This is a genomic window from Pseudomonas mucoides (genome assembly GCF_015461845.1).
Classification (GTDB): Bacteria; Pseudomonadota; Gammaproteobacteria; order Pseudomonadales; family Pseudomonadaceae; genus Aquipseudomonas; species Aquipseudomonas mucoides.
Genome location: NZ_JACOPW010000006.1, coordinates 207,971 through 219,733, shown reverse-complemented (window position 1 = coordinate 219,733; position 11,763 = coordinate 207,971). Strand labels below are relative to the sequence as shown.

The 11,763-nt window shown below is 60.7% G+C and carries 10 protein-coding genes; 4 read left to right on the top strand and 6 right to left on the bottom strand.

Features of this window, described 5'->3' with window-relative positions; all coding sequences use genetic code 11:
* Positions 1 to 2: 2 nt before the first annotated feature.
* From H8F22_RS24325 to exaC, 6 genes are all read right to left on the bottom strand, one after another.
* Positions 3 to 659 carry a DedA family protein gene (locus tag H8F22_RS24325; RefSeq protein WP_027924320.1) on the bottom strand — a complete coding sequence of 219 codons (657 nt, stop codon included), beginning with the start codon at positions 657 to 659 and terminating at the stop codon, positions 3 to 5.
* 223 nt (positions 660 to 882) lie between these two features.
* Positions 883 to 1,344, bottom strand: a complete 462-nt coding sequence (locus H8F22_RS24320; protein ID WP_027924319.1) for a GNAT family N-acetyltransferase — start codon at positions 1,342 to 1,344, stop codon at positions 883 to 885.
* Between the two features lie 115 nt (positions 1,345 to 1,459).
* Positions 1,460 to 2,284 (bottom strand): ethanolamine ammonia-lyase subunit EutC, encoded by an 825-nt coding sequence (gene eutC / locus H8F22_RS24315; RefSeq protein WP_194940773.1) that lies wholly within the window; start codon positions 2,282 to 2,284, stop codon positions 1,460 to 1,462.
* 8 nt (positions 2,285 to 2,292) lie between these two features.
* The gene (locus H8F22_RS24310; protein ID WP_194940772.1) at positions 2,293 to 3,687 is read right to left on the bottom strand and encodes an ethanolamine ammonia-lyase subunit EutB; all 1,395 of its coding nucleotides are present in this window, start codon (positions 3,685 to 3,687) and stop codon (positions 2,293 to 2,295) included.
* A gap of 137 nt (positions 3,688 to 3,824) precedes the next feature.
* Complete coding sequence (gene eat / locus H8F22_RS24305) at positions 3,825 to 5,195, bottom strand: ethanolamine permease (RefSeq protein WP_027924316.1); 1,371 nt, start codon at positions 5,193 to 5,195, stop codon at positions 3,825 to 3,827.
* Positions 5,196 to 5,460: 265 nt separating this feature from the next.
* Positions 5,461 to 6,981 (bottom strand): acetaldehyde dehydrogenase ExaC, encoded by a 1,521-nt coding sequence (exaC, locus tag H8F22_RS24300; RefSeq protein WP_027924315.1) that lies wholly within the window; start codon positions 6,979 to 6,981, stop codon positions 5,461 to 5,463.
* A 423-nt stretch (positions 6,982 to 7,404) separates the two neighbouring features.
* Here exaC and H8F22_RS24295 point away from each other — a divergent pair, with 423 nt between their 5' ends.
* The 4 genes from H8F22_RS24295 to H8F22_RS24280 all read left to right on the top strand — a co-directional run bounded on the left by H8F22_RS24295 (position 7,405) and on the right by H8F22_RS24280 (position 11,762).
* Entirely contained in the window at positions 7,405 to 9,318 is a 1,914-nt protein-coding gene (locus H8F22_RS24295) for a sigma-54-dependent Fis family transcriptional regulator (protein ID WP_027924314.1), read from the top strand.
* 188 nt (positions 9,319 to 9,506) lie between these two features.
* On the top strand, positions 9,507 to 10,856 hold the full coding sequence (gene mpl, locus H8F22_RS24290; RefSeq protein ID WP_027924313.1) for a UDP-N-acetylmuramate:L-alanyl-gamma-D-glutamyl-meso-diaminopimelate ligase: 1,350 nt from the start codon (positions 9,507 to 9,509) through the stop codon (positions 10,854 to 10,856).
* Entirely contained in the window at positions 10,853 to 11,485 is a 633-nt protein-coding gene (gene ubiX / locus H8F22_RS24285; protein WP_027924312.1) for a flavin prenyltransferase UbiX, read from the top strand. The genes mpl and ubiX overlap by 4 nt, the downstream gene beginning before the upstream one ends.
* Positions 11,478 to 11,762, top strand: a complete 285-nt coding sequence (locus H8F22_RS24280) for a YceK/YidQ family lipoprotein (RefSeq protein ID WP_027924311.1) — start codon at positions 11,478 to 11,480, stop codon at positions 11,760 to 11,762. The genes ubiX and H8F22_RS24280 overlap by 8 nt, the downstream gene beginning before the upstream one ends.
* Position 11,763 lies beyond the last annotated feature (1 nt).

The following is an 11,763-nucleotide window of genomic DNA, read 5'->3' as shown; positions in this document are numbered from 1 at the left end:
TGTCAGCGCGATTGGGCTTTGGACGCGGCGTTGCCGAGGCGGCTGCGGACCATGCTGATGATCATCGGCACCAGCGACAGCAGGATGATGCCGACCACCAGCAACGACAGGTTTTTCTTGATGAACGGTACGTTGCCGAAGAAGTAACCGAGGGTCACCAGGCCGCCGACCCAGAGGATCGTGCCGAGCACGCTGAAGAAAAAGAACCGCGGGTAAGGCATCTTGCCGACACCGGCGACGAACGGTGCAAAGGTACGAATGATCGGCAGGAACCGCGCCAGGGTCACGGTTTTACCGCCGTGCTTGTCGTAGAAATCGTGGGTTTGTTGCAGGTAGTCACGGCGGAAGATCTTCGAGTCCGGGTTACTGAACAGTTTTTCGCCGGCCGTTCGACCAATCAGGTAGTTGGTGCTGTCGCCGAGAATCGCCGCGAGCATCAACAGGCCGCCCAGCAATACCGGATCCATGCCGCCACCGGCCGCCACGGCACCGGCGATGAACAACAGCGAGTCGCCCGGCAAGAACGGCATGACCACCAGACCGGTTTCACAGAAAATCACCAGAAACAGGATGGCGTAAATCCAGGTCCCATAGTTGGTCACCAGCATGTCGAGGTAAACGTCGAGATGCAGAACAATATCGATCGGGTTGAAATCCATGGGGGCACCTGTGGTGACGGCCCGACTCAGCAGGCCTGTGCGGATGACTGCGTATAAGACTACACGGGGGTGTAGTTTTTCTTACAAGTCGGAAAGATCGGGATTATACGGACTGAAAAGTGAAAAGAGCGTTCAGTTTGTAGCGGGGGATGTCGCATTAGACCGATGGTCCAGGCAGGTTTTCTGTGGGAGCGAGCTCGCTCCCACAATCGACGGTCGGGGCTCAGAGCTCGTCGCTGATCGGCAACACGTAGTTCTTGAACTCGGTGTCTTCCTTGAACCCGATGGATTCATAGGTTTTACGCGCGACTTCGTTGTTGCTGCTGGTGGAAACGCGCATGCGCACGGCATTGGTTTCCTTGGCCATTTTTTTTGCGGTACGGATCAAGTTGTCAGCCACCAATTGGCGGCGGGCGTCTTCGGCGACATAAATGTCGTTGAGGATCCATACACGTTTCAGCGAAAGGGACGAAAAGCTCGGGTACAACTGGCAGAAACCCATCAGTTTGTTGCTATCGTCATCGGACAACGCCAGATAAATCACCGACTCTTTGCGGCGCAGGCGTTTTTCGAGGAACGCTCGGGACGAGTCCGGGTACGGCAGGGATCCATAAAATTCACGATATTTGACGAACATTGGCGCCAATAGGTCCAGGTGTTCGAGGGTCGCTTGAATAATCCGCATGGTAGGTCTCGTCTTCAAGTGGCTGTCTTACGTGCGTTGACGGCGATGGGAAACCCGTGGCGGCCGTTCGTCGATCCTGCCTGAAACCCATTCCCAAACGCAATGCGGAAACGGTTCAGGCATCTGACTGTCCCAACAGGAAGTTTCGTTTCATGTCCGCTCCGGCGTCCGATTCCAGCGTCTGAAGCTGCGCTTCGTCCTTGAGATTGACTCCCGACAGCTGTCTACGGCAGGCCTCTCGCATCAAATACAGCAAACGGTGTGCGGCCATGCCGTAACTCAGGCCCTCGAGCCGAACGTTGGAGATGCAATTGCGATAAGCATCCGTCAGGCCAACCTTTGGATTGTAAGTGAAATATAAACCCAGACTATCGGGGGAGCTGAGCCCGGGGCGTTCACCGATCAGGATGACCGTCATTTTCGCCCCCATCAGTTCACCGATCTCGTCGGCCACCGCGACGCGGCCCTGTTCCACCAGCATCACCGGTGCCACAGACCAGCCTTCAGCCAGCACCTGCTCTTCCAGGCGTGAGAGAAACGGCAGGGTATGGCGATGCACGGCCAGTGCCGACAGTCCGTCGGCCACCACAATCACCAGATCGATGCCGCCGGGATTGGCCGTCGCATACGTGCGCAGGGTATGCGCGGATTCATCGCTCAACTTGCGCCCCAGATCAGGGCGCTGCAAATAGCTGTCCCGGTTCGTGGCGGCGCTGTGCAGCAACAAACTGTCGCGCCCGATCTCGGTCAGTTGAGCGCTGAGCCCCGCCGAGTCGAACGGCAAATGCACCGCATCCCGTGCCTGCGCATGGGCGTACTGGAAGTCCAGTTGGGCGCTGGTCGGCATGCTGGTGCCTGTGCGCCCCAAGGCAATCCGCGCGGGTGTCAGCCGGCGCAACTCCAGCAGCGGGTTCTGCGGATCAACGGGTGGTTTATCCATGAATGCACTCATCCCAATTGCGCCATCGCCTGGCGGAAAGCCGGGGGCAGGCTGTCGCCGAAGTGAATTTTGCCGTCCGTCTGGGTAAAGATGCCCATTTTCGTCAGCCACTGCTCGAATTCCGGCGCGGGTTTCAGGCCCAGCGTCTGACGGGCGTAGAGGGCGTCGTGGAACGAGGTGGTCTGGTAGTTGAGCATGATGTCGTCGGAACCGGGGATGCCCATGATGAAGTTGATCCCGGCCACGCCCAGCAAGGTCAGCAGGGTGTCCATGTCGTCCTGGTCGGCTTCGGCGTGGTTGGTGTAGCAGATGTCACAGCCCATTGGCACGCCCAGCAACTTGCCGCAGAAGTGGTCTTCGAGGCCGGCGCGAATGATCTGTTTGCCGTTGTAGAGGTATTCCGGGCCGATGAAACCGACCACCGTGTTCACCAAAAACGGCTTGAAGTGGCGCGCCACGGCGTAGGCGCGGGTTTCGCAGGTTTGCTGATCGATACCGTGGTGGGCGTTGGCGGACAGCGCACTGCCTTGGCCGGTTTCGAAATACATCAGGTTCTGGCCCAGCGTGCCGCGATTCAGGCTCAAACCGGCGTCGTAACCTTCCTTCAACACATTCAGGTTGATGCCAAAACTGGCGTTGGCCGCTTCGGTGCCGGCAATCGACTGGAACACCAGGTCCAGCGGAACACCGCGATTAATTGCCTCGATCGAGGTGGTGACGTGGGTCAGCACACAGGCCTGAGTCGGGATTTCATAGCGCTGGATGATCGCGTCGAGCATGTCCAGCATGGCGCAGATCGAGGCGATGCTGTCGGTAGCCGGGTTGATGCCGATCATCGCATCGCCGTTTCCGTAGAGCAGGCCGTCGAGGATGCTCGCCGCGATACCGGCGGGTTCGTCGGTGGGGTGATTGGGTTGCAGGCGCGTGGATAAGCGTCCGCGCAAGCCCATGGTGCCGCGAAACTTCGTGACCACGCGGATTTTCTGCGCTACCAGCACCAGGTCCTGGACGCGCATGATCTTCGACACGGCGGCGACCATTTCCGGGGTCAGGCCGGGGGCGAGCGCGCGCAGGCTCTGTTCATCGGCGGCATCGCTGAGCAGCCAGTCGCGAAAACCGCCGACGGTAAGGTGGCTGACCACGGCGAAGGCGTGTGTGTCGTGTGTGTCGATGATCAGTCGGGTGACTTCATCGGACTCATAGGGAATCAGTACTTCCTGCAGGAAGTGGCTCAGCGGGATGTCAGCCAGGGCCATTTGCGCGGCCACACGCTCGCCATCGTTGAGCGCGGCGACGCCCGCCAGGAAATCCCCGGAGCGCGCCGGACTGGCCTTGGCCATGACGTCCTTGAGGCTCTCGAAGCGGTAGGTCTGAGCGCCGACGGAGTGGGCAAATGCGGCCATGGGGCGATTTCTCCAGTTTTGGACAAGTCTCAATAACAGTGACATTCCCTGTGGGAGCGAGCTTGCTCGCTCCCACAGGGGCTTGCATGCACTTCAATAACGCAGGCGCCAGGCTGCAAGCCCGGCGCCGGTGCAACTTAAATGCCTTCGAGCATCGCATCGGCCGGCGCGTCGGCGCGTTGCTTGGCGGTCAGCTGGAAATACAGGTAACCGGCGGCCATGAAGCCCAGGAACACACAGCCAATCAGCGTGTTGAACCACGCCATCGCCACCAGGCACACCACCGCCAGGAACAGCGCGATCCCCGGAACAATCGGGTAGCCCGGTGCGCGGAAGGTGCGTTCCAGGTTCGGTTCGGTTTTACGCAGTTTGAACAGGCTCAGCATACTGATGATGTACATCACGATGGCACCGAATACCGACATGGTGATCATCGCCGCCGTCAGGGTCATGCCTTGCAGGTTGACCAGGCCATCGCTGTAAATCGCCGCGATGCCGATCACGCCGCCGGCCAGAATGGCGCGGTGCGGGGTCTGGAAACGCGAGAGTTTGGCCAGGCCACTCGGCAGGTAACCGGCCCGCGCCAGGGCGAAGAACTGCCGCGAGTAGCCGAGGATGATCCCGTGAAAGCTCGCCACCAGGCCGAACAGACCGATCCAGACCAGCATGTGCATCCAGCTAGAGTTGTTGCCGACCACGGCTTTCATCGCTTGAGGCAGCGGATCGTTGATGTTCGACAGCTGACGCCAGTCGCCGACGCCGCCGGCCATCACCATCACGCCGATGGCCAGGAACACCAGGGTCAGAATGCCGCTGACGTAAGCCTTGGGAATCGTGCGTTTCGGGTCCTTGGCTTCTTCAGCGGCCATCGCCGCGCCTTCGATCGCGAGAAAAAACCAGATCGCGAAGGGAATGGCGGCAAAGATGCCGGGAATGGAAGCGATGGTGAATTCATTGGAACCCGACCAGCCATTGAGCACGAAATTACTGAAGCTGAAGCCCGGAGCCACGACGCCCATGAACACCAGCAACTCGGCGACCGCCAGCACGGTGACCACCAGTTCGAAGGTGGCCGCGATGCTGACGCCGAGGATATTCAGGCCCATGAACACGAAATACGCGCCAACCGCCGCGATCTTGGGGTCAAGTTCCGGGTACTGCACGTTGAGGTAGGCACCAATCGCCATCGCAATGGCCGGGGGGGCAAACACGAATTCGATCAGGGTGGCGATGCCGGCGATCAGTCCGCCTTTCTCGCCAAACGCCCGCCGGCTGTAGGCAAACGGCCCTCCAGCGTGGGGGATCGCGGTCGTCAATTCGGTGAAGCTGAAGATGAAGCAGGTGTACATCGTCGCTACCATCAGGGCGGTGACGAGAAAGCCCAATGTGCCGGCGGTGCCCCAGCCGTAACTCCAGCCGAAGTACTCGCCGGAAATCACCAGGCCGACGGCAATACCCCATAGGTGCAGGGTGCCGAGTGTGGGTTTGAGCTGTGTGGAAGAAGTCATAAGTCCTCGCTGTCTTTTTTATTGTTTGATCTTTTGGACTTGCGGTACGACGTTTGGGTGTGGAGCGGGCACGCAAGGCCCGTGCCAGTGGGGCAGGGCGATGTTTTGATGTTGTCGTTAAGGGCGCCATCGCGGGCAAGCCCGCTCCCACAGGGTATTGGGGTAAACCAATATTTTGGGGATAACCACAAATCACTGTGGGAGCGGGCTTGCCCGCGATGGCATTCTGAAGGGCGACACAGGAATACCTGTATCGCCCCCGGTTTTAGAAGAAGCCCAACGGATTGATGTCGTAGCTCACCAGCAGGTTTTTGGTCTGCTGATAGTGGTCGAGCATCATTTTGTGGGTTTCACGGCCGACACCGGACTTTTTGTAACCGCCGAACGCGGCGTGCGCCGGGTACAGGTGGTAGCAGTTGGTCCACACGCGGCCGGCCTTGATGGCGCGGCCCATGCGATAGGCGCGGTTGATGTCGCGGGTCCAGAGGCCGGCGCCGAGGCCGAACTCGGTGTCGTTGGCGATGGCCAGGGCTTCGGCTTCGTCCTTGAAGGTGGTGATGCTCACCACCGGGCCAAAGATTTCTTCCTGGAACACCCGCATTTTGTTGGTGCCCTTGAGCAGGGTCGGCTGGATGTAATACCCGGTCGCCAGGTTGCCCTCGAGTTTTTCGATTTTCCCGCCGGTCAGCAGCTCGGCGCCTTCGCCCTTGGCGATTTCCAGGTACGAAAGGATTTTGTCGAATTGCTGCTCGGACGCCTGGGCGCCGACCATGGTGTCGGTGTCCAGCGGGTCGCCACGTTTGATCGACAGGACTTTTTTCATCACGACTTTCATGAAGTCGTCGTAGATCGACTCTTGCACCAGCGCGCGCGACGGGCAGGTGCAGACTTCGCCCTGGTTGAAGAACGCCAGCACCAGGCCTTCAGCGGCTTTCTCGATGAAGGTCGGCTCGGCTTGCATGATGTCTTCGAAGAAGATGTTCGGCGACTTGCCACCCAGCTCCACGGTGGACGGGATGATGTTTTCGGCGGCGCATTTCATGATATGCGAGCCGACCGGGGTCGAACCGGTGAAGGCAATCTTGGCGATACGTTTACTGGTGGCGAGGGCTTCGCCGGCTTCTTTGCCGAAGCCTTGCACCACGTTCAGCACGCCCGGCGGCAGCAGGTCGCCGATCAGCTCCATCAGCACGGTAATGCCCAGCGGCGTCTGCTCGGCAGGCTTGAGCACCACGCAGTTACCGGCGGCCAGGGCCGGGGCGAGTTTCCAGGCGGCCATCAGGATCGGGAAGTTCCACGGGATGATCTGCCCGACCACGCCCAGCGGTTCGTGTATGTGATAAGCCACGGTGTTGCCGTCGATCTCGGCGGCGCTGCCTTCCTGCGCGCGGATGCAGCCGGCGAAGTAGCGGAAGTGGTCAGCCGCCAGCGGGATGTCGGCGTTGAGGGTTTCGCGGACGGCTTTGCCATTGTCCCAGGATTCGGTGATTGCCAGCAGTTCCAGGTTCTGCTCGATGCGGTCGGCGATTTTCAGCAGCACCAGCGAGCGAGCCTGGGCGGACGTGGCGCCCCAGGCATCGGCGGCGGCGTGGGCCGCGTCCAGGGCCTTGTCGATGTCTTCGGCGGTGGAGCGTGGGAATTCGGCAATCGGTTGGCCATTCACTGGCGAGGTATTGGTGAAGTACTGACCTTTGACAGGCGCGACGAACTCGCCGCCGATGTAGTTACCGTATTTGCTCTTGAACGAAACGATAGCGCCTTCAGTACCGGGGTGAGCGTAACGCATGGTGGGGTTCTCCTTGGCTTTTGTGCTTATAAGGGAGAGCGCATGTGCGCTTGTATAAGCGTAGAGCAAAGGTCGGGCCACCGCCTTGCAGGGCAGGTAAATCAAGGCCTTGCGCAGTTTTTGTCGGACCGGCGGAGGCGCGCTGTGACGCTTTCGGTACGGCGCCCGTGACACTTTGTACCGCTTGTGGCACAGGGTGTGACTGGCGGGTCTTGCCAGCATTGCAATGCGGGCCAGGCTGGAGGATGCTCGGACACGCGCTTCCTGTAGCAGCTGCCGAAGGCTGCGTCCGAGAGCGCAGCGCTTGCCTCGTTTTCGGCCCTGCACACGGGACACAGGTTTTACGACTGCTTCGCAGCCGGACGCAGCCTTCGGCAGCTGCTACACGGGGCGAGCCAGACCTTGTGGAGAGAATAATAAGAAATGCACGACAACCATTTGAGTCGCCATGCCCGGCAGGTCCTGACCGTCACCCAGGGCAAATCGCACCTGCATGGCCCCGGCAGCGATCCTTCCATCGCCCGGTCCTGGCTGCGCTGTCTTGAGGACTATCACCTCGACCCGGCCCTGACCATCGCGCCCACGGTGCTGGAACATGGCCGAGTGCTGGAGAGCCGCGAACGCTTGCAGCAAGTGCTGCAGATCGCCGGCAATGAAATGACCAGCCTCCATCAACAACTTTCCGGCGCCGGCCACGCCGTGCTGCTGACAGATGCCCGTGGCGTGATCCTCAATTGCGTCACCGCCCCCGCCGAACGGAAGATTTTCGAGCGTGCCGGCCTCTGGCTTGGCGCTGACTGGAGCGAGGCCTGCGAAGGCACCAACGGCATCGGCACCTGCCTGGTGGAGCGCCAGTCTCTGACCATCCATCAAGACGAACATTTTCGCGGTCGCCACACCGGCCTGACCTGCTCGGCGAGCCCGGTGTTCGACCCCCATGGCGAATTGCTGGCGGTGCTCGACGTGTCATCGGCGCGCCACGATGTCTCGCGCCAGAGTCAATTCCACACCATGGCCCTGGTCAATCTGTCGGCGAAGATGATCGAGAGCTGCTATTTTCTGCGCTATTTCGACAATCAATGGTTGCTGCGTTTTCACTTGCAGGCCGAGTCCGTCGGGCTGTTCAGCGAAGGGCTGCTGGCGTTCGACGGGGAAGGGCGGATCTGTGCGGTCAATCAAAGTGCGCTGAACCTGCTCGGGCACATTCGCGGCGGCCTGCTGGGCAAACCGGTGGAAGCGTTTTTCGATTGCTCGCTGGATGAGTTGCTCGGTCGCGCCAGTGTGAATGCCAGCGCCAGTTGGCCGCTGCGCACCCGTGACGGTCGCAGTCTGTTTGCCGTTTTACGTGGACAACCTCGCAGTATCCCGGTTCCGGTGGTGCAACGCCCGGCGATTGCCGAGCGTCCAAGGCTGTCGGGCATCTGCATCGGTGATGCTGCGCTGCAGGAAGATTTTCGCAAGTCGCTGCGGGTGTTCGAGCGCGATGTACCGCTATTGATCAACGGCGAAACCGGTTCCGGCAAAGAAGCCTTCGCCAAAGCCGTGCATCAGGCCAGTCAACGGGCGGAAAAAGCCTTCGTCGCCCTTAACTGCGCGGCCATTCCTGAAAGCCTGATCGAAAGCGAACTGTTCGGTTATCGCGGCGGCAGCTTCACCGGCGCGCGCAAGGAAGGCATGCGGGGCAAGTTGCAGCAGGCCGATGGCGGGACCCTGTTTCTCGACGAAATCGGCGACATGCCCTTGGCCTTGCAGACCCGGCTGTTAAGGGTGCTGGAGGACCGACAGGTGGTGCCGATTGGCGGCGAGCCGGAGGCGGTCAACGTTCGAATCATCAGCGCGACTCACCGTAATCTGCTGGACCGGGTGCAGGACGGCAGCTTCCGTGAGGACTTGTATTACCGGCTCAACGGGCTGGAAGTCGCGTTGCCGGCGTTGCGTGATCGCAGTGATAAATCCCGGTTGCTCGATTTTTTGCTGGCGGAAGAGGCGGGTGGGGAAACGGTTTTGATCGACGGGCCGGCGCGGGAAGCCTTGTTGGGGTTTGCCTGGCCGGGCAACGTGCGGCAGCTGCGCAATGTGCTGCGTACGTTGGCGGCGTTGTGTGACGGCGGGCGAATCGGGCTGGAGGATTTGCCGGCGATGATTCGTCAGGCGCGGCCGGCGGTTTCATCGACGGTCGAAGCGCCGTCCGAGCATCCGTTGGACGATGCCGAGCGGCTGGCGTTGTTGAATGCGCTGGAGCATACGCGTTGGCATATGACCCATACCGCCGAGCAGCTGGGTGTCAGCCGTAATACGCTTTATAGAAAGCTGCGTAAGCACGGTATCGAGCGCTAGACCGCGTCGCGGCCATTCGCGAGCAGTCTCGCTCCCGCATTTGATCTTCAGCGGACACACATTATGTGAGCACCGCTGAACCCCTGTGGGAGCGAGCCTGCTCGCGAAGGCGTCTTCAAATCCGAAACACAAGGTGCGATTTTCCCCTCCCTACGCTAACCTGCGGCCATGTTTTACGAGGTCGACTAATGCACATTCATATTCTGGGTATCTGCGGCACCTTCATGGGTTCGATGGCGGTTCTGGCCAAGGAACTGGGCCATCACGTGACGGGTTCCGACGCCAACGTCTATCCGCCAATGAGCACTCAGCTTGAGGCTCAGGGCATTGAGTTGACCCAAGGCTACGACCCTTCCCAGCTCGATCCGGCCCCGGACCTGGTGGTCATCGGCAATGCCATGTCGCGCGGCAACCCCGCCGTCGAATACGTGTTGAACAAAGGCCTGCCGTACGTTTCCGGCCCGCAATGGCTGGCGGATCACGTGCTGCAAGGTCGCTGGGTGCTGGCTGTCGCCGGCACTCACGGCAAAACCACCACCAGCAGCATGCTCGCCTGGGTGCTTGAGCATGCCGGCATGAGCCCGGGCTTCTTGATCGGTGGCGTACCGCAGAACTTCTCGGTCTCCGCTCGCTTGGGCGGCACGCCGTTCTTCGTGATCGAAGCCGACGAATACGACAGTGCCTTCTTCGACAAACGCTCCAAGTTCGTTCACTACCGTCCGCGCACGGCGATCCTGAACAACCTTGAGTTCGATCACGCAGACATCTTCCCCGATTTGCCAGCCATCGAGCGGCAATTCCACCATCTGGTGCGGACCATTCCAAGCGAAGGCCTGGTGATCCACCCGACCACTGAGCCGGCGTTGCAGCGCGTCATCGAAATGGGCTGCTGGACCCCGGTGCAGACCACCGGAGCGGGCGGGCAGTGGCAAGTCAAACTGTTGAGCGAAGACGGTTCGAAGTTTGAAGTGATGTTTGAAGGTGTCGCTCAGGGCGTGGTCGAGTGGGACATGACCGGTCAGCACAACGTGGCCAATGCCTTGGCTACATTGGCGGCCGCGCGCCATGTCGGCGTGGTGCCTTCCATGGGCATCGCCGCGTTGAGCGCGTTCAAAAGCGTGAAGCGCCGGATGGAAAAAGTCGCCGAAGTGCGCGGCATCACCATTTATGACGACTTCGCGCACCACCCGACTGCCATTGCGACGACCCTCGACGGCCTGCGCAAACACATCGGCGATGCGCCGTTGATCGCGATCATCGAGCCGCGCTCCAACTCCATGAAGCTCGGCGCGCACCGCGACGGCTTGCCGGAAAGCGTGGTCGATGCTGATCAGGTGATCTGGTACGCGCCAGCCAACCTCGGTTGGGACCTGGCCGGAACCGCCGCGCGGTGTACCGTGCCGTCGATTGTCAGCGATTCGCTGGAAGGCATTATCGAGCGCGTGAAGTGCCAGGCCCAGCCCGGTACCCACGTGGTGATCATGAGCAATGGCGGCTTCGGCGGCCTGCACGGCAAACTCGCCGAGGCGCTGCAATGAGCAGCGGCCCGGATCGCATCACGCTGGCCATGACCGGCGCTTCCGGCGCTCAGTACGGTTTGCGTTTGCTCGATTGCCTGGTGCGTGAAGATCGCGAAGTGCACTTCCTGATTTCCAAGGCGGCACAACTGGTGATGGCCACCGAGACTGACGTCACGCTGCCGCCAAAACCGCAGATGATGCAGGCCTTCCTCACGGAATACACCGGTGCTGCGGCCGGGCAAATCAAGGTGTATGGCAAGGAAGACTGGATGTCGCCGGTGGCTTCTGGCTCCGGTGCGCCCGCGGCGATGGTGGTGGTGCCGTGTTCGACGGGGACGCTGTCGGCCATCGCGACCGGCGCCTGCAACAACCTGATCGAACGTGCGGCCGACGTGACCTTGAAGGAACGTCGCCAGTTGATTCTGGTGCCGCGTGAGGCGCCGTATTCGAGTATCCATCTGGAACACATGCTCAAGCTGTCGAACATGGGCGTGACGATCTTGCCGGCTTCGCCAGGTTTCTATCATCAGCCGCAAACCATCGATGACCTGATCGATTTTGTCGTGGCGCGGATTCTCAATCTGTTGAACATCCCGCAAGACATGCTGCCGCGCTGGGGTGAGCACCATTTGAGCAGCGATGAATAAGCTACTGATTCTTCTGCTGGTCTTGCAACTGACCGGCTGCGCCACGGCGCGCACCCTTGATGCCGCCAAGCCCGGGGCGCCGCTGGTGTATGCGGGGACGCGTCTGGATTTGTATGCCATGAACGGCGGGTGCTGCGCCAAGGACCACTTTGGTGCCGAGGCGCCGAGTTACCCTGGCTTGGACCTGCCAGCCAGTGCGCTGCTTGACACGCTGCTGTTGCCGTTGTCATTGCTGACGGTGATCGGGGTGAGTTTTCAGGCGACGGGTGGGTTGTAGG